We start from the raw sequence: 20,632 nt of genomic DNA, 5'->3' as shown, positions 1-20,632 counted from the left end.
AGCCGTCAGCGTGGTCTTGCCGTGGTCGACGTGACCGATCGTGCCCACGTTCACGTGCGGCTTGGTGCGGGTGAATTTACCTTTTGCCATTTTTCAATCCTTGAAAGAGCAGTCCCGTGTATTGGTTTTATGTCTGCATCCGGTTGCTGGTTCGCCCCGCACGGGAACAGGGCGGCACCGGATCGCAGACAGGAAGGGCCGCGCAGTGCGCGGCCCCTGGTTCTTTTGAAAGCTTACTTGGCGCGAGCGGCCACGATGGCTTCGGCGACGTTGCGCGGAGCTTCGGCGTAGTGCTTGAACTCCATCGTGTACGTTGCACGGCCTTGCGACATCGAACGCAGCGTGGTCGAGTAACCGAACATTTCCGACAGCGGCACTTCTGCCTTGATGGCCTTGCCGCCACCGACCATGTCGTCCATGCCCTGCACCATGCCGCGGCGGGACGACAGGTCGCCCATCACGTTGCCGGCGTAGTCTTCAGGCGTCTCGACTTCCACGGCCATCATCGGCTCGAGGATCACGGGGTTGGCCTTGCGGGCACCTTCCTTGAAGCCGAAGATCGCGGCCATCTTGAACGCCATTTCGTTCGAGTCCACGTCGTGGTACGAACCGAAGTGCAGCGTGACCTTGACGTCCACGACGGGGTAGCCCGCCAGCACGCCCTGGCCCAGCGCTTCCACGATGCCCTTCTCGACCGCGGGGATGTATTCGCGAGGAACCACACCGCCCTTGATGGCGTCGACGAACTCGAAGCCCTTGCCGGCTTCCTGGGGTTCGATCTTCAGCACCACGTGACCGTACTGGCCCTTGCCGCCCGACTGGCGAACGAACTTGCCTTCGGCTTCCTCGACGGTCTTGCGGATCGTCTCGCGGTAGGCCACCTGCGGCTTGCCGACGTTGGCTTCCACGCCGAATTCGCGCTTCATGCGGTCCACGATGATTTCGAGGTGGAGCTCGCCCATGCCGCCGATGATGGTCTGGCCCGATTCTTCGTCGGTGTTGACGCGGAACGAGGGATCTTCCTGTGCCAGGCGGCCCAGTGCGATACCCATCTTTTCCTGGTCGGCCTTGCTCTTCGGCTCCACGGCCTGGCGGATCACCGGCTCGGGGAAGTGCATGCGCTCGAGCGTCACGACGGCTTCCGGATCGCACAGCGTCTCACCGGTCGTCACGTCCTTCAGGCCCACGCAGGCGGCGATGTCGCCGGCGCGGATTTCGCTGACTTCCTCGCGGTTGTTCGCGTGCATCTGCACGATACGGCCGATACGTTCCTTCTTGCCGCGCACCGGGTTGTAGACACTGTCGCCCTTCGAGAGCACGCCCGAATAGACGCGCACGAAGGTCAGCTGGCCCACGAACGGGTCGGTCATCAGCTTGAACGCCAGGGCCGAGAACTTCTCGTTGTCGTCGGCCTTGCGGGTGGTGGGCTCGTCGTCTTCCGACACGCCAGCCACCGGCGGGATGTCCAGCGGCGAGGGCATGTATTCGACGACGGCGTCGAGCATGGCCTGCACGCCCTTGTTCTTGAAGGCCGAGCCGCACAGCATCGGCTGGATCTCGCCGGCGATGGTGCGCTGGCGCAGGGCCTTCTTGATTTCCTCTTCCGACAGCTCGCCGCCTTCGAGGTACTTGTTCATCAGGTCTTCGCTGGCTTCGGCAGCCGCTTCGACCAGCTTTTCGCGGTATTCATTGCAGACATCGACCAGGTTGGCCGGGATGTCGCCGTACTGGAAGGTCACGCCCTTGTCCTCGTCCCAGATGATCGCCTTCATCTTCACGAGGTCGACGATGCCCTGGAAGTGCTCTTCGGCACCGATCGGGATCTGGATCACGACGGGGTTGGCCTTCAGGCGGTCGATCATCATCTGGCGAACGCGCAGGAAGTCGGCGCCGGTGCGGTCCATCTTGTTGACGAACGCGAGACGCGGAACCTTGTACTTGTTGGCCTGGCGCCAGACGGTTTCCGACTGGGGCTGCACGCCGCCGACGGCGTCGTACACCATCACGGCGCCGTCCAGCACGCGCATCGAGCGCTCGACTTCAATGGTGAAGTCCACGTGGCCGGGGGTGTCGATGATGTTGATGCGGTGTTCGTCGAACTTGCCGGCCATGCCCTTCCAGAAGCAGGTGGTGGCAGCCGAGGTGATCGTGATACCGCGCTCTTGCTCTTGCTCCATCCAGTCCATCGTGGCGGCGCCGTCGTGCACTTCACCGATCTTGTGGTTCACACCGGTGTAGAACAGGATGCGTTCGGTCGTCGTGGTCTTGCCAGCGTCGATGTGCGCGGAGATGCCGATGTTGCGGTAGCGCTCGATGGGGGTCTTGCGGGACATGATTTACTTTCGGGTTAAATGCGTTGAGCGCTGGGCCTCGAGTACAGGCTGAAAGCCCGTCACTCGACACCCAACGCCCAAGCGAAGTTTGGTTTTTAGAAGCGGAAGTGGCTGAATGCGCGGTTGGCTTCTGCCATGCGGTGCACTTCGTCGCGCTTCTTCATCGCGCCGCCACGGCCTTCCGTGGCTTCCATCAGTTCGTTGGCCAGACGCAGGGCCATCGACTTCTCACCGCGCTTGCGGGCGGCTTCCTTGATCCAGCGCATCGACAGGGCGAGGCGACGGACGGGACGGACTTCGACCGGCACCTGGTAGTTCGCACCGCCGACGCGGCGCGACTTCACTTCGACCATCGGCTTCACGTTGTTGATGGCGATGGTGAACGCTTCGAGGGGATCCTTGTCAGGGTTCTTCTTCTCGATGAAGTCGAGGGCACCGTAGATGATGCGCTCGGCAACAGCCTTCTTGCCGCCTTCCATGATCACGTTCATGAATTTGGACAGCTCGACATTGCCGTACTTGGGATCCGGCAGGATTTCACGTTTGGGGACTTCGCGACGACGTGGCATTTTTCTAACCTCTTTGCTTCAGTTGGCACCGTTTCCGGCACCGCGAGAGTCAAGCAGGACTCTCACTTACTCGACCCGACAGTGGGTCACTACGTTCGATGTACCCGCCAAGGTAACCGAACACCGTTTGTTTTTGACGACAGGAAGGCTTAAGCCTTCTTGGGACGCTTCGCGCCGTACTTGGAACGCGACTGCTTGCGGTCTTTCACGCCTTGCAGGTCGAGCGAGCCACGAACGATGTGGTAGCGCACACCGGGCAAGTCCTTCACACGACCGCCGCGGACCAGCACGACGCTGTGTTCCTGGAGGTTGTGGCCTTCGCCGCCGATGTAGGAAATGACTTCGAAGCCGTTGGTCAGGCGGACCTTGGCAACTTTACGCAGAGCCGAGTTCGGCTTCTTGGGCGTCGTGGTGTAGACGCGGGTGCAGACACCGCGACGTTGCGGCGAGTTCTGCATGGCAGGGCTCTTCGAAGCGATCTTTTCGACCGTCCGACCCTGACGCACCAGTTGATTGATGGTTGGCATGAATTAAAAAGTCCCCAAAACGAGAAACGCCCCGGCCCTGGCTGTGAAACCGCCCTTGTCGTGACTCAAGGAGGCCGGGAATGACGAAAACGTGAAACCCTTCGGAAAATTCCGAAAAGCCCACGAGTATAGCAAACGAGTCTGAAAACGGCAAAGCCGGGCGGGCCCGCAGGCCTGCCGATGGCTTTTCGGGCCCTTCAGGCTACTTGATCCAGAGCCGCAGGGCGTCCCAGGCGCGGCCGAAGATGCCGGCCTGCTCGACCGGTTCCAGGGCCACCAGCGGGACGTCGGCCAGGGGCTGGTCGTCCAGAGTGACCTTGAGCGAGCCGACCGGCTGGTACTTGGTGAACGGCGCCACCAGCGGGTCGGGGCGCGACACCTGGGTCTTGATCTTGTTGGCCGAGCCGGCCGGCACGGCCACAACGATGGGATCGGGACGGCCCAGCTTCAGCACATTGGCCTTGCCCTTCCACACGGCCGGAGTGGCCGCCGGCTGGCCGCCGTCGAACAGGCGCACGGCGTCATAGGCCGTGTAGCCCCAGTTCAGCAGCTTCTGCGACTCGTTGGCGCGCACGGTCTCGCCCGTGGTGCCCAGGACGATCGACAGCAGGCGGCGCCCGCCCGTCAGGTTGGGAAAGTCGCGCTTGGCGGTGGCGATCATGCAGTAGCCGGCAGCTTCGGTGTGCCCGGTCTTCAGGCCGTCGACGGTCGGGTCGCGGAACAGCAGCATGTTGCGATTGGTGTCGTTGGTCGACGGAGTGCCCGGGTAGCGGTACTTCTTGATGGCGTAGTACTTGGCTTCCTCGGGGAAGTCGCGCACCAGGCGGGTCGCCAGGATGCTCAGGTCGCGGGCCGTGGTGGTGTGGCCGGGCGCGGTCAGGCCCTCGGGGTTCTTGTAGGTGGTGTTCTTCATGCCCAGCACCTTGGCCTGGGCGTTCATCATCTCGACGAAATGCTCCACGGTGCCGCCCACGCCTTCGGCCAGGGCGACGGTGGCGTCGTTGCCCGACTGCACGATCAGGCCCTTGATCAGGTCTTCCACCGGCACCTGCATCTTGGGGTCGATGAACATGCGCGAGCCGGGCATCTTCCAGGCGCGGGTGCTGACCGGCAGGGTCTGGGTCAGCGTGATCTTCTTGGTGCGCAGGGCGTCGAACACCAGGTAGGCGGACATCAGCTTGGTGAGCGAGGCCGGCTCGACCGGGCTGTCGATGTCCTTCTGGGCCAGGATCTGGTTCGCGGTCACGTCCAGCAGCAGATAGCTGCGCGCGGCGATTTCAGGCGGCGCCGGCATCTGGGCGGCGGCGAGCAGGCTGAAGGAAGCGGCGGCGGTAAAGACCAGCGCGCGGAGCGCGCCAAGAAAAGGATTCATTGGGAGTTCGGAAAGAGACGAAAACAAGCCGGAGCGGCTTTCAAGCGATGTCCGCGCGCAGATGGCGGACGACCAGACCCTTGAGCAGCGGCAATTGTCCGTGAAAGAAATGGCCGCCCCCGGGGATGACTGTGACAGGAAGTGACTGCGGCCGAGCCCAGTCCATCACCGCGGACAGCGCGACCGTATCGTCGGCCTCGCCATGGACCACCAGCGTGCGCTCGTGCGCCTCCACCGGCAGCGTCGCGACGTTGTTGCGCGACGCCGCCGTGCCCACCAGCACGATCTGCCGGAGCTCGCGCGCGGACCACAGCCGGGCGACGGCGCCGCTCGCGACGAAGGCACCGAAGGAGAAGCCGGCGATCGCCAGCGGCCCTTCGGGGGCGAGTTGGCCGATGACGTTCAGCATGTCTTCCAGCTCCCCGCGACCCTCGTCGTGCACGCCCTCGCTGGCGCCCACGCCGCGGAAGTTGAAACGCACCGTGGTCCAGCCGGTGGCGACGAAGGCGCGCGCCAGCGTCTGCACCACCTTGTTGTCCATCGTGCCGCCGAAGAGCGGATGCGGATGGGCGATGACCGCGACGCCGCGCGGGGTTCCGGCAGGCTGGTCGCGCTGCACTTCGATCGCGCCTGCGGCGCCCTGGAGGCTGATCTTTTCTGTCTGGGAATTCATTGGCGCAGGTACGAGCAGAGGGGCGGCGGAAAAGTTCAGCGTCCGACGTTCGGAGGTAGCAGCAGCCGCTCGACGACCTGGCCGTTCTTCAGGTGAGACTCGACGATCTCGTCGATGTCCTCGCTGTCGACGAAGGTGTACCAGACGGCCTCCGGATAGACCACGGCCACCGGCCCGCCTGCGCAGCGGTCTAGGCAGCCGGCCTTGTTGACGCGCACCTTGCCGGGCCCCGACAGGCCCTCAGCCTTGACCTTCGCCTTGCAGCGGTCGAAGCCCTCCTGCGCGTTGTGCATGGCGCAGGAGTCCTCGCCGTTCTTGCGCTCGTTCAGGCAGAAGAAGATGTGGCGGCCGTAGTAGCCGGACGGCGCGGCTGGAGTGGAGCTGGGCATCGGCGGATTTTAGTGACCACCCTCTTCGCCATGTCGACGGCCGAGCAATCCGCACCCTCAGCCCACAGGAGCCGCATCGCGCCGCCCGCGGCGCGACAGGGCCGCCACCACGTAGACCAGCACCGCATAGGGCCACACCCAGCCCAGCCATTGCGCCAGCCCGTGGAAGCGGATGAAGCGCCCCTGCTCCCAGGTGGCCAGCGTCTGCGCGAAGTACGCGCTCTCGGGCGCCTGGTTCAGCAGGCTCAGCTGCAGCACCAGCCCCATCAGCAGCAGCGCCGCGCACAGGCGCCGCGGCGCGAACAGCAGCAGCACGCCGGCGAAGAGCGCTGCCGCCATGCCGACCTGCACCGGCAGCCCCAGCCAGGCCCAGGCGTGTTCCGGCCCGTAGCTCAGCGCCGCCGACAACGCGGAGGCCGCGACGCCCGACAGCAGCGTCAACGGCAGCAGCACCGCGCGCTGGACCACCGAGCGCGCCACCAGGTAGCCCAGCAGGCATGGCACCAGCGCGCCCAGCATCACGCACAGCAGTTCCACCGCCGGCACCAGCGGCTCGAGTTCGAACTGCCGCAGCGGCAGCCAGTCGATGAAGGGCGTGTCGAGAAGCCACTCGGAGATCGCCACCTCGAGCCGCTCGAACACCTGCCCCAGCCCGAAAGTGACGGCGGCCGGAAAGAGCAGCGCGAAGGGCCAGAGCGCCAGGAGCACCAGCGCGCCGCGCGAGTCCTCGGCGAACCACTGCGAGCGCGCCCGGCTCCAGTGCGCCACGGCCCCCAGCCTCTCGAGCCCCGCCGCCACGACGGCGCCGGCGAGCGCGCCCGAAACATTGAGCCCCAGGTCCACGTTGGAAGGAATGCGCGCCGGCAGGTAGCTCTGCAGCGTCTCCATGGCGAAGGAGACCGCCGCCCCCGCCACGGTGGCCCGGGCCACCGCGTGCCAGACGCGGGAGGCCTTCCCGGTCCGCAGCACCGCCAGGGCGCAAAGGAATCCGAAGGGCACGTAGCCCGCGACGTTCACCGCGAAATCGAAGCCCGTCCAGTACTTGGGCCAGGGCGCCCACAGGTACGCCCAGGGCGCGATCCCCTGGTCGCGCCAGTCGGCGAACGGGTACAGGCTGGCGTAGACGATCAACGCCCCGTAGGCGAGCGCCAGCGGAAGCGCGGCGGACTTGTGCTGCGGCCGATCCACCGTGTGCCCCGGTGCCGGCTCAGAAGGGCTTGACCACCACCAGGATCACGATGCCCAGCAGCAGCAGCACCGGCAGTTCGTTGAACCAGCGGAACCAGCGGTGGTTGCGCCGGTTCTCGCCGGCGATGAAGCGGCGCAGGAGCACCGCGCAGCCGTGGTGGTAGCCGATCACCACCAGCACCAGCGCGAGCTTGGCGTGCATCCAGCCGTTGCCGGGGCCGCGCCCGATGCCGTAGCCCAGCCAGAGCCACAGGCCGAAGCCGATCGCGGGAACCGCCAGGAAGGTCGTGAACCGCAGGAGCTTGCGCGCCATGAGCAGCAGGCGCTCGCGCTCCGCCACCGACTCGGGAGGAACCATCGCCAGGTTCACGAAGATCCGCGGCAGGTAGAACAGCCCCGCGAACCAGCTTGCGATGAAGACGATGTGTAGAGATTTGACCCAGAGCATGGGGGCAGTTTAGTGGCGCCCTCCCCGCGGCACCGCTCTGTTCGGGCGGCGATTCACTCGTACGACAGGCAAAAAAAAGCCCGACGTCTTCACGTCGGGCTGGGAAGCCCTTTTGCTGTCACACATCAAGGCACCCGCTCAGGGAGGAAAAGCGGGGGGCGGCAAGCCGCCCGCTTCAGAATTTAACAAAGACGAAACAAGGTTTCAAGCGACTGGGCCACTTTCTTTGACATTTAAAGCAAAAAACTGAAAACCTTGGTTCTACTATTTTCCGTAGTTGTCAGACAACCGAACGCCCGTGCCAAGGGAGTCGTAAACAGACGGTTCAGGCACAATTTTGTAAATATGACGTCATCATCTTCCCCCCTGGCCATGTTTCCCGCCGGGCGGCCGCGGCGCCTGCGCCGCGACGCTTTCACCCGCAACCTGGTGCGCGAGCACGCGCTGACGACCAACGACCTGATTTACCCGGTGTTCGTCCAGGAAGGCGAGAAACGCCGCGACGCCGTCCCCTCGATGCCCGGCGTGGACCGCCTGAGCCTCGATCTTCTGCTGCCCGTGGCCGAGCAGTGCGTGGCAGCCGGCATTCCGGTGATGGCGCTGTTCCCGGTGATCGACGCCAGCCTCAAGACGCCCGACGGCCGCGAGGCCTTCAACCCCGACGGGCTGATTCCCCGCGTGGTGGGGGCGCTGAAGTCGCGCTTTCCGGAACTCGGCGTGATGACCGACGTCGCCCTCGACCCCTACACCAGCCACGGCCAGGACGGCCTGCTCGACGACACCGGCTACATCCTCAACGACGCGACCGTCGAAGTACTGGTGAAGCAGGCGCTCGCCCAGTCGCAGGCCGGCGTGGACATCGTGGCGCCCAGCGACATGATGGACGGGCGCATCGGCGCGATCCGCAATGCCCTCGAGGCCCGCGGCGACATCCACACGCGCATCATGGCCTACAGCGCCAAGTACGCCAGCGCCTTCTACGGCCCCTTCCGCGACGCCGTGGGCTCGGCCGCCACGCTCGGCAAGAGCAACAAGAAGGTCTACCAGATGGACCCCGGCAACAGCGACGAGGCCCTGCGCGAAGTCGCCATCGACATCGCCGAAGGCGCCGACATGGTGATGGTGAAGCCCGGCATGCCCTACCTCGACATCGTGCGCCGCGTGAAGGACCAGTTCCGCGTGCCCACCTTCGCCTACCAGGTCAGCGGCGAATACGCCATGCTCAAGGCCGCCGCCCAGAACGGCTGGCTCGACCACGACGCCGTGGTGCTCGAAAGCCTGCTGGCCTTCAAGCGCGCGGGCGCCGACGGCGTGCTGACCTATTTCGCGCTCGACGCCGCGCGCCTGCTGCAGAAGTAACGGCGCGCCGGCAACCGGGCATGCGCATCTTCGAAATCAACCGCTCGCAGGTCAGCGAACACGCCGCGCTGGCACCGCTCGCGGTTCCGGGTGCCTGCGGGGCCAGCGGCTATCTCTGGATCTCGCTCACGCGGGATGAATTCCGCTCCTCGCTGGCCGAGGTGCAGCAGATCCTGCAGACGCTGTGCAAGACGCAGCTGGTCGACCTGCACGTGGCCGACCTGCTCAACGACCAGCTTCCTTCGCATTACGACTACACCTCGCTGTACGACGTGCTGGTGTTCCGGCGGCTGGCCAACGGTCAGGGCCAGGCGGCGCTGGGCAACGGCAAGGGCAGCACCAACGAGGCCCCGCCACTGCCGGCACCGGCTGCGGCTCCCCGCCAGCCGCGCAGCGGCCCGCCCGTGCTGCGCCGTGTCGACACCCGGCCGGTTGGCTTCGCGGTGTTCGACCGTGTGCTGCTCTCGGTGCACCCGGAAGACGGCGCAGTGCGCGACGCCTTCGCCGCCCGGCTGCTGGCCGCCGCCTCGCCCGACGGCGGCGCCCCGGCGCTCGACGTGCGCGCCACCTCGGCCCGCCTGCCGACCAGCCCTGCGGACCTGATGCTGCGCGTCATCAACCAGATCGTCGACGGCTACCTCGACCTGCGGCGCGAGCTCACCAAGCAGCTCGACCATTGGCAGAGCGAGCTGATCGACCCGCGCAGCCGCTTCACCAACTGGGGCGCGCTGATGGAGGCGCGCCAGTCGCTGCACCACCTCGACGAGATCTGCGAGGACCAGCGCGCCGCCATGCAGGACTGGATCGATTCGCTGGAGACGCTCCCCGTGCCCAAGGGCGAGGTGGAGCAGCGCGAGCGCGAACTCATCATGATCCGCAGCCGAGACGTGCTCGAGCACATCGAGCGCGTGGTGCACCACGTGCACCGGCTGGAGCAGAACGCCGAGACGGCCGTGCAGATGCACTTCAGCGTCCAGGGGCACCGCGCCAACGACATCATGCGGGTGCTGACGGTGCTCACCGCCGTGTTCCTGCCGCTGAACCTCATCGCCGGCATCTTCGGCATGAACTTCGAATTCATCCCGCTGGTGCACAAGGCCGACGGCTTCTGGATCGCGATGACTTCCATGCTGGTCATCGCGGTGCTGCTGGTCATCGTGTTCTGGCGCAAGCGCTACCTCGCCCGCACGCGCTGAACCCAGGCTTCGCGCCAAAAGAAAAGGGCCACGCTTTCGCGTGGCCCTTTTTCATTGCTGCAGTCCGGAGGACCGCTTCAATTACTTGGCGGTGGCGCCGGCGCCTTGCTGGGCCTGGACGCGCACGTCCATCGGGTGGGGCATGGTCGAGACGACCTTGCTGTTGACGCGCGAGCCGCTGGTCACGTTCTGGTCGGGAGCGTAGGCGGTGCGAACGGCTTCGGCTTCGACGATCGAACGGTCCTTCGACACGGCAACCGTTTCGGCACCGCGCGAACCGCGCACGACGTTCTGGTTCGGAGCCGCTGCGGTACGCACGGCTTCGGCGTTGACTTCGTCGCGGCTCTTGGTCGACACGGCGGTGTTCACGCCTTGGTAGGTTTCAGCCTGGGCGCCGGTGGCGGCGAGCAGGGCGAGGGTGGCGGCAGCGAGGATTTGCGAGGTCTTCATGTTCATTTCTCCTAGGGTGTTCGTTGGATGGTTCGTCCACCAGGCCTGCTGGTCCGCGAGCCTGTGCGGCGAGTTTCCGGGGGAACTGCGTTGCCGGAACACTCGGTTCAGAGACACCGTGTTTCCTCTATTGAAACAATGCCGACATGAAGGCATGCAAAGCAAAAAGCCGGGCCCGGTTCGCACCGGCCCGGCCCTGGCTGAGGGAAGACTTCCGGCCTAGCGTCCGGCGCGCTGGAACTGGGGCGGCACTTCGCTGTTGACGAAGGCGCGGCGGTCCAGGTTCTGGTTCGGCGCGTGGGCGGCGGCCACGGCCTCGGCGCGGACCGAGGCCCGGTCACGGGAACTGGGCCGGGAGGTCAGCGGCGCCGCGACCACGTCGCCATAGACATTGCCGTCGCGCGCCGCGGCATCGGCTTCGGCCGCCACGGCACTGCGGCTGGTGACGGCCTTGAGCGGCTGGACAGGCTCGAAGCCCTGCGCCAGCGCGCCGCCGGAAGCGGCGAGGAGCGACAGGGCAGCGGCGGCGATGATCTTCGGGGTCTTCATTCCAGTTCCTTCCAACGGCCCAGCCGGGCTGGCGACGTCGGCGCGTAGCGCAAGTGTCGCCCAGACCGGTCAGGAAAAACCCGGGAGAATCGAACCATCGCGTTCCCAAAACGGAAACAATGGACCCATCCACATGGACAGCCTCGATCTGATCAGAACCTTCCGGGAGGTCGCCTCGCACGGCAGCTTCTCCCAGGCAGCCAAGAGGCTGGACATGTCAAAGGCCACCGTGAGCAAGTATGTGGCCGAGCTGGAAACCCGCTTCGGGGTGCGCCTTCTGAACCGATCCACCCGCTCGGTGAGCCTCACCGACGCCGGCCAGCTGCTGCTGGAGCGCAGCACCCCGGTGCTGGAGATGGTCGAGCTCACACAGGCCGAGCTGCAGGAGCGCGCCAGCCAGCCCGGCGGGCGGCTGCGCATCTCGGCGCCGCACGGCATGGGCAACGGCGAGTTCCCGAACCTGCTGGCCGACTTCATGCGCTACTACCCCGACGTGAGCATCAGCCTGCAGCTGACCAACCGCACCGTCGACCTCGCCGAGGAGGGCATCGACGTCGACATCCGCAGCGGCCCGGTGGAAGACGCCAACCTGATCGTGCGCAAGCTCCGGCGCATGGAGATGGTGGTCTGCGCCTCGCCCATCTACTGGAAGAAGCACGGCAAGCCCGAGCACCCGCGCGACCTGGCCAACCATGAAGCCCTCACGCACTCGCTGCTCGGCGCCCAGCCTGTCTGGCGCTTCGACGACGGCGGCCAGCCGCTGGACGTCCACGTCAAGAGCCGCATGGACTGCACCGAAGGCGCGCCGCTGATCCGCGTGGCGATGCGCGGGTTCGGCGTGATCTACCTGCCCTCGATCCTCGTGCAGTCGCACATCGAGCACGGCGAGCTGGTGCCGGTGCTGCAGGACTACACGCGCAAGGACATGTGGCTCTCGGCGGCGTACCTGCAGCGGCGCCACAACAGCGCCGCGCTGCGGGCCCTGCTCGACTTCCTGCAGACCCGCGTGGGCGACGGGCACGGCCCCAGGCGAAAACCGGCACCATGAAAAAAGCCCGGCATGCCGGGCTTTTCCCTTCTTAGCCGGAGCGGGTCAGCCGACGTGCTTCGCAAAGAACGCCAGCGTGCGCTCGCGCGCCAGCTTGGCCGCGTCGGCGTCATAGGAGCCGCGCTGGTCGCAGTTGAAGCCGTGGCCCACGGGGTACACGTGCACTTCCACTTCGGGATGCGCCTTCTTGAACGCCTCGACGGTGTCCAGCGGAATCCAGTGGTCCTGGTTGCCGAAGTGCGCCAGCACCGGCACCTTGGGCTGGCGAGCCGTTTCCTCGGGCGAGGTCATGCCGCCGCCGTAGTAAGGCACCGCCGCCGACAGGCCCGGCAGCAGCGCGGCCGCGCGCCAGGTCAGCAGGCCGCCCCAGCAGTAGCCGACGATGCCGACCTTGCCCGCCTTCGACGCATAGGCGATCGCGGCCTCGATGTCCTGCAGCACGCCCGGCGCCGGCAGCGCCTCGACCGCCGTCTTCAGGCCGAAGCCGTTCTTCATGTCGTCTTCCGAATAGCCGAGCTCGACGCCCGGCTTGACGCGCTGGAAGGTCGACGGCGCCACGGCGAGGTAGCCCTCGGCCGCGTAGCCGTCGGCCACGGAGCGGATGTGCGAGTTCACGCCGAAGATTTCCTGCACCACGACCACCGCGCCGCGCGGCTTGCCGGCCGGCTCGGCCACGTAGGCGGGAAAGCTCAGGCCGTCCTTGGCCTTGAGATCGATGAATTGACCCATGTTTTCTTGCTCCTTGATGGCAAACGGATGAATGAATGAATGAATGAATAAAGAAAGGGAGGACCGGATGAATGATTTGCCGGCCTACGCGCGCAGCGCCCTCTCGACGAAGTCGAGGCGATCCTGCCCCCAGAATATTTCGCCGTCGATCACGTAGCTCGGCGCGCCGAACACCTGGATGTCGATGGCCTCCTGCGTGTAGGCCTCGTAGCGCTCCTGCACCGCCTGGCTCTGCGACTGCTCGCCGCGCTTGGGCGACAGCCCGCATTCGACCACCAGCGAATCGAGGACCTTCGGATCGCCGATGTTGCGCTCCTGCACCCACACGGCCTGGAACACCGCCGAGCACACGCGCATCGCGGCCTCGGTGCCGTCGTGCATGTCGACCGCGATGATGAGCCGCGCCGCGTCGTCGCTCGCCACCGGGAAGAACTTCGGCTTGACGTTCAGCGGCAGCTCCAGGTATTTCGAGCAGCGCGCCAGGTCGACGAGCCGATAGGCCTGGCGCTGCGGCGCCCGCTTGCCCAGCGGCAGCCCGCCCGACACCGGGAACACGCTGCCCATGTCGATGGGCCGCACCCGCACCGTGGCACCGGCGGCCGCGGCGATCGCCTCGAAGCGGGAATGCCCCAGGTAGGTCCATGGGCTCTGTGGCGCAAAGTAGTAGTCGATCGTCTTGGTGCTCATGCGCATGCCCCCGGTGATGTAATCCAAGCCAGTCGTTTTAACTGACACGCAGTTTCTCTGCAGGAGGTAGGTTTTGGACCAGGTGCTATTGATCACCGGCGGCGGTCGCGGCATCGGCGCCGCCACGGCCCTGCTCGCGGCCAGCCGCGGCTACGCAGTGGCCGTCAACTACGCCACCAACTCCCTGGCCGCCGACGAGGTGGTGCGCACCATCCGCGACAACGGCGGCAACGCCATGGCCGTGCAGGCCGACGTGGGCGACGAGGCACAGGTCCTGGCCATGTTCCGGAAGGTCGATGCCCGCTTCGGCCGCCTCACCGCGCTGGTCAACAACGCCGGCGTGGTCGACATGACTGCGCGCGTCGACGAAATGAGCTTCGCGCGGCTGGAGCGCATGTTCCGCATCAACGTGATCGGCAGCTTCATCTGCGCGCGCGAGGCGGTGCGGCGCATGAGCACGCGCTACGGCGGCTCGGGCGGCGCCATCGTCAACATCTCCAGCGGCGCTGCGCGGCTGGGCTCGCCGGGGCAGTACGTCGACTACGCCGCGAGCAAGGGCGCCATCGACACCTTCACCATCGGCCTGGCCAAGGAAGTGGCCGAGGAAGGCATCCGCGTTAACGCGGTGCGCCCCGGCCTGATCGACACCGAGATCCACGCCTCGGGCGGCCTGCCCGACCGCGCCTTCGAGCTCGCACCGACCGTGCCGATGAAGCGCACCGGCACCGCCGAGGAGATCGCCGGCGCCATCCTGTGGCTGCTCTCGCCCGAGGCGAGCTACACCACCACGGCCCTGCTCGACGTCACCGGAGGCCGCTGAGCATGAGCACCTCGATGGACCTGATCAAGCCGCTGGTGACGCTGGTGGCCATCGTCAACCCGCTGGCCATCGTGCCCTTCTTCATCCACTACACGCAGGGCTACAGCGACGCGCAGCGCCGCCACACGGTGCGCATGTCGGCCTTCAGCGCCTTCGTGGTGATCGCCGTGAGCGCGCTGCTGGGGCTGCAGCTGCTGTCCTTCTTCGGCATTTCCATCGCGAGCTTCCAGGTCGGCGGGGGGCTGCTGCTGCTCATGAGCTCGCTGTCGATGCTCAATGCCAAGCCTGCCGAGAGCAAGACCAACGTCGAGGAGCTGCGCGCCACCGAGGTGAAGGCGTCGATGGGCGCGTCGATCGCGGTGGTGCCGCTCACCATCCCGCTGCTCACCGGGCCGGCCACCATCTCCACCGTGGTGATCTACGCCGACAAGGCGCAGCACCTGTGGGAGCTGGCGATCCTGGTCGGCTACGGCGTGGTGGTGGCGCTGGCCACCGCCCTGGCCTTCTCGCTCGCTCAGCCGATCGCACGCGTGCTGGGCAAGACGGGCATCAACATCATGACCCGGCTGATGGGCCTGATCCTCGCCGCGCTCGCGGTCGAGGTGATGGCCGACGGGCTGGGCAAGCTGTTCCCGATCCTGAACAAGCTCGGCTGAAAAGCCGACAGCCGGCAGCTGGTTCAGGCCAGCATCTTCTCGATGATCTTCCAGTGCGCCGGCTCCACCGGCGTGATCGACAGCCGGTTGCCCTTGCGCAGCACGACCAGCTCGGCCAGTTCGGGCCTGGCGCGCAACTCGGGCAGCGCCAGCAGGCGCGTCTTGCGCAGCGCCTGCACGTCCACCAGCAGCCAGCGCGGATCGTCCTTCTTCGACGCCGCGTCGTAGTAGGGCGACTTCGGGTCGAACTGCGTCGGATCGGGCTTGATGCCCGAGGCCACCCGCGCGATGCCGGCGATGCCCGGCTCCGGGCAGCTCGAGTGATAGAACAGCACGCCGTCGCCGACCTTCATGCCGTCGCGCATGAAGTTGCGTGCCTGATAGTTGCGCACGCCGGTCCAGGCCACGGTGGCATCGGGCGCGGCGAGCGCATCGTCGATCGAGACCTCGTCGGGCTCGGATTTCATCAACCAGTAATTGGGCATGGTGCCCGCTATGGTGTCACATAGTCAGACACGACGACCCATTTCCCGTCCTTGATCTGCGACAGGCGCGACTGGTCGTTGCCCAGGCGCTTGGTGGCCGTGTACGTGCTCTTCGGGCTGCCGAACATGTCGGGCTCGAAGGTCATGCTGTCCATGGCCTTGATGAAGCTGTCGGTCGTGAGGTTCGGGCCGGCCTTGGTGGCGGCCTTGATGAACGAGTCGACGATCACGTAGCCGTACACCGAGAACACAGTCGGATCCTCGTTGAACTTGGTCTTGTACTTGTTGGCCCAGAAGCGCAGTGGCTGCGACTGCTCGTCGGTGTAGGGGTTCTGCACGGTCATGGTGGCGTAGATGCCGTCCATCGCCTTGCCGCCGAGCTTGTGGATCAGGTCGGTGTACGCCGCGCTGGAGCCCAGGAAGGTCGGGTTGAAGCCGGTCTTGCGCGCCTCGCCCACGGTGCCGATGGTCTCTCGGATGATGGTGCCGAGCACCACGAGGTCGCAGTTGGCGGCCTTCATCTTCGCGACCTGCGAGCTGAAGTCGGTGGCGCCGCGCTTGAACGATGTCTTCTCCGTCAGCTCCATGCCCGCGGCCTTCAGGCCCGCCTCGGCGCCGCGCTGCACCTCCAGGCCGAACTCGTCGTCCTGGTAGATGGTGCAGACCTTCTTGGCGCCCTTGTCCTTGATCATCTTCGGCAGCGCCAGCCGGATCTGGTCGTAGTAGGTGGCCGCGAACGAATACTTCAGCCGGTTGAGCGGCTCGTACATCTCGCGCGCCGCGGTGATGGGCATGTAGTTGATGACGTTCTTGTCGAACTGCACCGGCATCGCCGCCATGTTCTGCGCCGTGCCGATGTGGCCGGCCATGATGAAGATCTTCTCCTGGTTCACCAGCTTCTGCGCCGCCAGCACCGCCTTCTTCGGGTCGTAGCCCGAGTCCTCCACGAAGAGCTTGAGCTTGCGGCCGTTGACGTTGCCCTGCTCGTTGAGCTCGTCCACGCGCAGCTGCATGCCGTTGCGCGCCTGCTTGCCGAAGCCCGCGAGCGGGCCCGACAGGTCCTGGATGGTGCCGATGCGGATCTCGTCCTTGGTCACGCCCTGTTGCTGCTGGGCGGACGCGAGCGTCGCGGTCAGTCCCAGCACGGCCAGCGTCGTCAGTGTCTTGAGCTTCGTCATTGCGTTGTCTCCTTGCCTGTTGAAAAACACACTGCCTGGCCTTTTCCAGAAACACCGCGGAACCGGCTTTGCCGGGCCGCTGGTGTTGCCCCCGATAGGGGGAAGGCGTGCGCGACGCGAAGTGCGCGAAGCCTGGGGGCGAGCCTTATCCATACATGGCCTCGATGCGCTGCGCATACTTGGCCTGGACCAGCTTGCGCTTGAGCTTCATCGTGGGCGTGAGCTCCTCGTCCTCGGCGCTGAGCTGCGTCTCCAGCAGGAAGAACTTCTTGATCTGCTCCACGCGGGCGAACTTGGCGTTGACGCGATCGATCTCGCCCTGGATCAGCTCCTGCACTTCCTTGGCGCGCGTCAGGCTCTCGTAGTTGCTGAACGGCACGTCGTTGTCCTGCGCGAATTTCTCGACGTTCTCCTGGTCGATCATGACGATCACCGTGAGGTAGGGCCTCCTGTCGCCGATGACCACGGCATCGGTGATGTAGAGGCTGAACTTGAGCTCGTTCTCCAGCTCGCTGGGCGTCACGTTCTTCCCGCCCGCCGTGATGATGATGTCTTTCATGCGGTCGGTGATGCGGAAATACCCGTCCTCGTCCATCACGCCCACGTCGCCGGTGTGCAGCCAGCCGTCGGCGTCGATGGTCTCGGCCGTCTTCTCCGGCAGGTTGAGGTAGCCCATGAAGACATTGGGACCGCGCACCAGGATCTCGCCGGTGGCCGGGTCCACGCGCACCTCGTTGTAGCTGGTGGCCGGCCCGATCGAGCCCGGCTTGATGCGTGCGGCCGGCACCGCGGTGGAGGCGCCGCACGACTCCGTCATGCCCCACACCTCCAGCATCGGCACGCCCAGCGCGAGGTACCACTTCACCAGCTCCGGCGAGATGGGCGCCGCGCCCGTCACCAGGAAGCGCGAGCGGTGGATGCCGATGAGCTTGCGCGCGTTGTCCAGCGCGAGTGCGCGCGCCAGCCTGAACTTGAGCTTCAGCCCTGCCCCCACCGGCTGGCCTGCCAGCACGCGCTCGGCGATCCGTTCGCCCACGCCGATGCTCCACCTGTAGGCCGCCTGCTGCAGCGGGCTCGCTTCCTTCAGCGCGATCATCACGCCCGAATAGAACTTCTCCCACACGCGCGGAACCGCAGTGAACACGGTGGGTGCGATCTCGCGCACGTTCTCGGGCACCGTCTCCGGGTTCTCGACGAAGTTGAGGATCGAGCCTGTGTACATCGCGAAATACTCGCCGCCCATGCGCTCGGCGATGTGGCACAGCGGCAGGAAGCACATGCGCTCGTCCTTGTCGTCCTGCGCCACCAGCGTGTTGTAGCCGCGCGCCGTGTACACCAGCCCCGCGTGGCTGTGCATCGCGCCCTTGGGCTTGCCGGTGGTGCCCGAGGTGTAGACGAGGATGGCCAGGTCTTCCGGACGGCAGGCCGCGACGGTGCGCTCCACGGTTTGCGGGTCGGCCGCCAGGCGCTCGCGGCCGAGGGCGCGCAGCGCGTCGAGGCTCATCACGCCCGCGTCGTCGAGCTCGCGCAGGCCCTCCATGTCGAACACGATCACGCGGCGCAGCCCCGGCAGGCCGGCGCGCACCTCCAGCGCCTTGTCGAGCTGCTCGTCGTCTTCCACGAAGAGCACGGTGGTGCGCGAGTCCTCGCAGAGGTAGTGCACCTGCGAGGCGGCATCGGTCGGATAGATGCCGTTGGACACGCCGCCGCAGCTGAGCACCGCGAGGTCGGCCAGCACCCATTCGATGACGGTGTTCGACAGGATCGACGCGCACTCGCCCGGCGCGAAGCCGATGGCCTGCAGCCCCGCCGCGATCTCGCGCACCGCGTCGGCCGTCTGGTGCCAGCTCCAGCTGCGCCAGATGCCGAGCTTCTTCTGCCGCATCCAGATGTTGTCGCCGCGCTGCTTCACGGCGTTCCAGAACATCGCCGGGATGGTGTCGCCGGGCACGACCACGTCGAGCTTCGGCGCGAAGGTGTTCAGGTCCCAGAGTCCTTGCTGCATGGCGACTATCTCCAGGTCTTCTTCTTTTTCCAGCGCCGCTCGCCGCGCACGCCGTCGTCCTTCATGCCGAGGTAGAACTCCTTGATGTCCTCCTTCTCCCTCAGGCGTTCGCAGGAGTCTTCCATCACGATGCGGCCGTTCTCCAGCACGTAGCCATGGTCCGCCGCGTTGAGCGCCATGTTGGCGTTCTGCTCCACCAGCAGGATCGTGGTGCCGCGCTCGCGGTTGATGCGCACCACGATCTCGAAGATCTCCTTCGTCAGCTTCGGGCTGAGGCCGAGGCTGGGCTCGTCCAACAGGATCAGATGCGGCGCCGCCATGATCGCGCGCGAGATCGCCAGCATCTGCTGCTGCCCGCCCGACAGCAGGCCCGCGTCCTGCGCCGCGCGCTCGCGCAGGATCGGGAAGTAGCCGAAGACCGTCTCGATGTCGCGCACCACGCCGTCGCGGTCCTTGCGGGTGTAGGCGCCCATCAGCAGGTTGTCCTTCACCGACAGCAGCGGGAACACCTCGCGGCCTTCAGGCACGTGGCTCAGGCCCTGCTGGACGATGTAGGCCGGGTCCTTGGCGGTGATGTCCGCGCCCTGGAACTCGATGCTGCCCTTGCGCGGATCGATGATCCCGGAGATGGTCTTGAGGATCGTCGTCTTGCCCGCGCCGTTCGAGCCGAGCACCGTCACGATCTCGCCCTTGCGGACCCTGAGGCTCACGCCCCTGATGGCCTTGATCGGGCCGTAGGCGCTCTCGACGTTCATGAGCTGGAGGACTGTGTCGCTCATGTCCGCCCTCCACCACCCAGCCAAGCCCGGTGTGCGGTGCGGCGCGGCCGCCCCCTCTGTGCCGCCAAGGAGCGCAGCGTTTCGCGGACAAGGGCTCGCAGCTGTTTGAGCGAAGAGAGTTCTGCGAGACCCCGCGAAACGCGAGCACCGCAGGGTAGCCGCGAAGCGGCCGGCATAGTGGGGGCGGCCGCGCCGCACCGCATGCCGGGCACCCCCAAAGAGGCAACGAACGAAGCTGTCACGCCGCCACCCTCCTCAAACTGCTCACGTCGTCCACGGTCCCCAGATAGGCCTCGACAACACGAGGATCAGCCTGCACTTCGCCGGGAGAGCCAGTAGCCAGCACCTCGCCCTGGTTCATGGCCAGCACCCGGTCCGATACCTTCGACACGAGCGACATGTCGTGCTCGACCATCAGCACCGACACGCCCAGCTCATGCTGGATGTCCTGGATCCAGAAGGCCATGTCCGCCGTCTCCTCCACGTTGAGGCCGGACGAAGGCTCGTCGAGCAGCAGCAGCTTCGGCTCCGTGCACAACGCACGCGCCAGCTCCACCACCTTGCGAACGCCATAGGGCAGCCCCGCGACCATCGAGTCGCGATGGTGCTGCAGGTCCAGCAGGTCGATCACCTGCTCCGCCTTCTCGCGCGCCGCGATCTCGGCGCGCCGCGTGGCCGGCGTGAAGAAGACCTCGCTCCAGAAGCCCGTCCGCCGGTGCGTGTGGCGGCCGATCAGCAGGTTGTGCAGCACCGTCGCATGCTCGAAGAGCTCGATGTTCTGGAAGGTGCGCGCGATGCCCAGTGCCGCAATCGCGTGCGGCGCCTGCTGCGTCAGCGCGATCGGCCTTCCCGCTTCGCCGTGCCACACGATCTCGCCGGTGGTCGGCGTGTAGATGCGGCTGATGAGGTTGAACACCGTCGTCTTGCCCGCACCGTTCGGCCCGATCAGCGTGAAAACCTCGCCGCGCCGCACGTCGAAGCTCACCTTGTTGACCGCGAGCACGCCGCCGAAGCGAACGCTCAGCTCCTTCGCGGAAAGAAGGATGTCGCCGCTCAACGCTGTACTCCGTCACGCGCCGGCGCGCAGGATTGCCACTCGGCATTCGCAGGACACCGCGGAGCCGGCTTTGCCGGCCCGCAGGTGTCGCCCCCGGCGAGGGGGTTGGCGAAGCGACACGAAGTGCGCGAAGCC

Annotated in this window: 23 protein-coding genes; 5 read left to right on the top strand and 18 right to left on the bottom strand. The window is 66.2% G+C overall.

From position 1 onward, the window contains the following. From FHY06_RS33890 to FHY06_RS33850, 9 genes are all read right to left on the bottom strand, one after another. Positions 1-90, bottom strand: a 90-nt coding sequence (locus FHY06_RS33890) for a GTP-binding protein (protein ID WP_038111923.1), incomplete at its 3' end; no start/stop codon positions are given. Between the two features lie 143 nt (positions 91-233). After that, the gene (gene fusA, locus FHY06_RS33885) at positions 234-2,333 is read right to left on the bottom strand and encodes an elongation factor G (protein WP_019657816.1); all 2,100 of its coding nucleotides are present in this window, start codon (positions 2,331-2,333) and stop codon (positions 234-236) included. Between the two features lie 95 nt (positions 2,334-2,428). Further along, positions 2,429-2,902: a 30S ribosomal protein S7 gene (rpsG, locus tag FHY06_RS33880; RefSeq protein WP_019657815.1), complete on the bottom strand. Its 474-nt coding sequence runs from the start codon at positions 2,900-2,902 to the stop codon at positions 2,429-2,431. A gap of 149 nt (positions 2,903-3,051) precedes the next feature. Then, the gene (gene rpsL, locus FHY06_RS33875) at positions 3,052-3,429 is read right to left on the bottom strand and encodes a 30S ribosomal protein S12 (RefSeq protein WP_019657814.1); all 378 of its coding nucleotides are present in this window, start codon (positions 3,427-3,429) and stop codon (positions 3,052-3,054) included. Positions 3,430-3,631: 202 nt separating this feature from the next. Next, positions 3,632-4,801 carry a D-alanyl-D-alanine carboxypeptidase family protein gene (locus tag FHY06_RS33870; RefSeq protein ID WP_184607610.1) on the bottom strand — a complete coding sequence of 390 codons (1,170 nt, stop codon included), beginning with the start codon at positions 4,799-4,801 and terminating at the stop codon, positions 3,632-3,634. Positions 4,802-4,841: 40 nt separating this feature from the next. Beyond that, positions 4,842-5,474 carry an alpha/beta hydrolase gene (locus FHY06_RS33865; protein WP_126183873.1) on the bottom strand — a complete coding sequence of 211 codons (633 nt, stop codon included), beginning with the start codon at positions 5,472-5,474 and terminating at the stop codon, positions 4,842-4,844. 35 nt (positions 5,475-5,509) lie between these two features. Continuing rightward, entirely contained in the window at positions 5,510-5,863 is a 354-nt protein-coding gene (locus tag FHY06_RS33860) for a (2Fe-2S) ferredoxin domain-containing protein (protein WP_019657811.1), read from the bottom strand. Between the two features lie 57 nt (positions 5,864-5,920). Next, the gene (locus tag FHY06_RS33855; protein ID WP_019657810.1) at positions 5,921-7,051 is read right to left on the bottom strand and encodes a VanZ family protein; all 1,131 of its coding nucleotides are present in this window, start codon (positions 7,049-7,051) and stop codon (positions 5,921-5,923) included. 19 nt (positions 7,052-7,070) lie between these two features. Then, positions 7,071-7,499 carry a CopD family protein gene (locus tag FHY06_RS33850; protein WP_126183872.1) on the bottom strand — a complete coding sequence of 143 codons (429 nt, stop codon included), beginning with the start codon at positions 7,497-7,499 and terminating at the stop codon, positions 7,071-7,073. Positions 7,500-7,844: 345 nt separating this feature from the next. Here FHY06_RS33850 and hemB point away from each other — a divergent pair, with 345 nt between their 5' ends. After that, positions 7,845-8,858, top strand: a complete 1,014-nt coding sequence (gene hemB / locus FHY06_RS33845) for a porphobilinogen synthase (protein ID WP_019657808.1) — start codon at positions 7,845-7,847, stop codon at positions 8,856-8,858. A 20-nt stretch (positions 8,859-8,878) separates the two neighbouring features. Beyond that, on the top strand, positions 8,879-10,054 hold the full coding sequence (locus FHY06_RS33840) for a magnesium transporter CorA family protein (RefSeq protein ID WP_126183871.1): 1,176 nt from the start codon (positions 8,879-8,881) through the stop codon (positions 10,052-10,054). Between the two features lie 81 nt (positions 10,055-10,135). Here the strand turns inward: FHY06_RS33840 and FHY06_RS33835 are convergent, their stop codons facing one another. Together FHY06_RS33835 and FHY06_RS33830 are read right to left on the bottom strand one after the other, a co-directional pair. Then, positions 10,136-10,504, bottom strand: coding sequence for a hypothetical protein (locus FHY06_RS33835; RefSeq protein ID WP_026346758.1), 369 nt, complete (start codon positions 10,502-10,504; stop codon positions 10,136-10,138). 219 nt (positions 10,505-10,723) lie between these two features. After that, the gene (locus FHY06_RS33830; protein ID WP_126183870.1) at positions 10,724-11,053 is read right to left on the bottom strand and encodes an alpha/beta hydrolase; all 330 of its coding nucleotides are present in this window, start codon (positions 11,051-11,053) and stop codon (positions 10,724-10,726) included. 133 nt (positions 11,054-11,186) lie between these two features. Here FHY06_RS33830 and FHY06_RS33825 point away from each other — a divergent pair, with 133 nt between their 5' ends. Continuing rightward, positions 11,187-12,101, top strand: a complete 915-nt coding sequence (locus tag FHY06_RS33825; protein ID WP_019657804.1) for a LysR family transcriptional regulator — start codon at positions 11,187-11,189, stop codon at positions 12,099-12,101. 45 nt (positions 12,102-12,146) lie between these two features. Here the strand turns inward: FHY06_RS33825 and FHY06_RS33820 are convergent, their stop codons facing one another. Together FHY06_RS33820 and FHY06_RS33815 are read right to left on the bottom strand one after the other, a co-directional pair. Beyond that, the gene (locus FHY06_RS33820) at positions 12,147-12,830 is read right to left on the bottom strand and encodes a dienelactone hydrolase family protein (RefSeq protein ID WP_019657803.1); all 684 of its coding nucleotides are present in this window, start codon (positions 12,828-12,830) and stop codon (positions 12,147-12,149) included. An 84-nt stretch (positions 12,831-12,914) separates the two neighbouring features. After that, positions 12,915-13,517: a 2-hydroxychromene-2-carboxylate isomerase gene (locus FHY06_RS33815; RefSeq protein WP_184607609.1), complete on the bottom strand. Its 603-nt coding sequence runs from the start codon at positions 13,515-13,517 to the stop codon at positions 12,915-12,917. Positions 13,518-13,590: 73 nt separating this feature from the next. On the opposite strand from FHY06_RS33815, the gene FHY06_RS33810 reads away from it, so the two are divergent. Both FHY06_RS33810 and FHY06_RS33805 read left to right on the top strand, forming a co-directional pair. Then, positions 13,591-14,337: an SDR family oxidoreductase gene (locus tag FHY06_RS33810; RefSeq protein WP_126183867.1), complete on the top strand. Its 747-nt coding sequence runs from the start codon at positions 13,591-13,593 to the stop codon at positions 14,335-14,337. A gap of 2 nt (positions 14,338-14,339) precedes the next feature. Beyond that, the gene (locus FHY06_RS33805) at positions 14,340-14,993 is read left to right on the top strand and encodes a MarC family protein (RefSeq protein ID WP_019657800.1); all 654 of its coding nucleotides are present in this window, start codon (positions 14,340-14,342) and stop codon (positions 14,991-14,993) included. A gap of 23 nt (positions 14,994-15,016) precedes the next feature. Here the strand turns inward: FHY06_RS33805 and FHY06_RS33800 are convergent, their stop codons facing one another. From FHY06_RS33800 to FHY06_RS33780, 5 genes are all read right to left on the bottom strand, one after another. Then, a complete protein-coding gene (locus FHY06_RS33800) occupies positions 15,017-15,478 on the bottom strand; it encodes an EVE domain-containing protein (protein ID WP_184607608.1) in 462 nt (153 codons plus the stop codon). An 8-nt stretch (positions 15,479-15,486) separates the two neighbouring features. Continuing rightward, on the bottom strand, positions 15,487-16,656 hold the full coding sequence (locus tag FHY06_RS33795) for an ABC transporter substrate-binding protein (RefSeq protein ID WP_019657798.1): 1,170 nt from the start codon (positions 16,654-16,656) through the stop codon (positions 15,487-15,489). 145 nt (positions 16,657-16,801) lie between these two features. Then, positions 16,802-18,661, bottom strand: coding sequence for an AMP-dependent synthetase/ligase (locus FHY06_RS33790; protein WP_184607607.1), 1,860 nt, complete (start codon positions 18,659-18,661; stop codon positions 16,802-16,804). A 5-nt stretch (positions 18,662-18,666) separates the two neighbouring features. Beyond that, positions 18,667-19,440: an ABC transporter ATP-binding protein gene (locus FHY06_RS33785; RefSeq protein ID WP_145759708.1), complete on the bottom strand. Its 774-nt coding sequence runs from the start codon at positions 19,438-19,440 to the stop codon at positions 18,667-18,669. Between the two features lie 238 nt (positions 19,441-19,678). Beyond that, on the bottom strand, positions 19,679-20,497 hold the full coding sequence (locus FHY06_RS33780; protein ID WP_019657795.1) for an ABC transporter ATP-binding protein: 819 nt from the start codon (positions 20,495-20,497) through the stop codon (positions 19,679-19,681). Between the last annotated feature and the right edge of the window lie 135 nt (positions 20,498-20,632).

The sequence above is a fragment of the Variovorax atrisoli genome, from assembly GCF_014195185.1.
Classification (GTDB): domain Bacteria; phylum Pseudomonadota; class Gammaproteobacteria; order Burkholderiales; family Burkholderiaceae_C; genus Variovorax; species Variovorax atrisoli.
Note: the sequence above shows the minus strand (reverse complement) of the source record. Positions and strands in the feature narration are given on the sequence as shown.

Excerpts from the sequence above, each read along its gene's own strand:
- FHY06_RS33870 (WP_184607610.1), bottom strand. The coding sequence starts at position 4,801 with ATGAATCCTTTTCTTGGCGCGCTCCGCGCGCTGGTCTTTACCGCCGCC.
- rpsL (WP_019657814.1), bottom strand. The coding sequence starts at position 3,429 with ATGCCAACCATCAATCAACTGGTGCGTCAGGGTCGGACGGTCGAAAAG.
- FHY06_RS33815 (WP_184607609.1), bottom strand. The coding sequence starts at position 13,517 with ATGAGCACCAAGACGATCGACTACTACTTTGCGCCACAGAGCCCATGG.
- FHY06_RS33850 (WP_126183872.1), bottom strand. The coding sequence starts at position 7,499 with ATGCTCTGGGTCAAATCTCTACACATCGTCTTCATCGCAAGCTGGTTC.
- FHY06_RS33860 (WP_019657811.1), bottom strand. The coding sequence starts at position 5,863 with ATGCCCAGCTCCACTCCAGCCGCGCCGTCCGGCTACTACGGCCGCCAC.
- FHY06_RS33795 (WP_019657798.1), bottom strand. The coding sequence starts at position 16,656 with ATGACGAAGCTCAAGACACTGACGACGCTGGCCGTGCTGGGACTGACC.
- FHY06_RS33830 (WP_126183870.1), bottom strand. The coding sequence starts at position 11,053 with ATGAAGACCCCGAAGATCATCGCCGCCGCTGCCCTGTCGCTCCTCGCC.
- rpsG (WP_019657815.1), bottom strand. The coding sequence starts at position 2,902 with ATGCCACGTCGTCGCGAAGTCCCCAAACGTGAAATCCTGCCGGATCCC.
- fusA (WP_019657816.1), bottom strand. The coding sequence starts at position 2,333 with ATGTCCCGCAAGACCCCCATCGAGCGCTACCGCAACATCGGCATCTCC.
- FHY06_RS33825 (WP_019657804.1), top strand. The coding sequence starts at position 11,187 with ATGGACAGCCTCGATCTGATCAGAACCTTCCGGGAGGTCGCCTCGCAC.
- FHY06_RS33820 (WP_019657803.1), bottom strand. The coding sequence starts at position 12,830 with ATGGGTCAATTCATCGATCTCAAGGCCAAGGACGGCCTGAGCTTTCCC.
- FHY06_RS33785 (WP_145759708.1), bottom strand. The coding sequence starts at position 19,440 with ATGAGCGACACAGTCCTCCAGCTCATGAACGTCGAGAGCGCCTACGGC.
- FHY06_RS33835 (WP_026346758.1), bottom strand. The coding sequence starts at position 10,504 with ATGAAGACCTCGCAAATCCTCGCTGCCGCCACCCTCGCCCTGCTCGCC.
- FHY06_RS33790 (WP_184607607.1), bottom strand. The coding sequence starts at position 18,661 with ATGCAGCAAGGACTCTGGGACCTGAACACCTTCGCGCCGAAGCTCGAC.
- hemB (WP_019657808.1), top strand. The coding sequence starts at position 7,845 with ATGACGTCATCATCTTCCCCCCTGGCCATGTTTCCCGCCGGGCGGCCG.
- FHY06_RS33800 (WP_184607608.1), bottom strand. The coding sequence starts at position 15,478 with ATGCCCAATTACTGGTTGATGAAATCCGAGCCCGACGAGGTCTCGATC.
- FHY06_RS33865 (WP_126183873.1), bottom strand. The coding sequence starts at position 5,474 with ATGAATTCCCAGACAGAAAAGATCAGCCTCCAGGGCGCCGCAGGCGCG.
- FHY06_RS33840 (WP_126183871.1), top strand. The coding sequence starts at position 8,879 with ATGCGCATCTTCGAAATCAACCGCTCGCAGGTCAGCGAACACGCCGCG.
- FHY06_RS33805 (WP_019657800.1), top strand. The coding sequence starts at position 14,340 with ATGAGCACCTCGATGGACCTGATCAAGCCGCTGGTGACGCTGGTGGCC.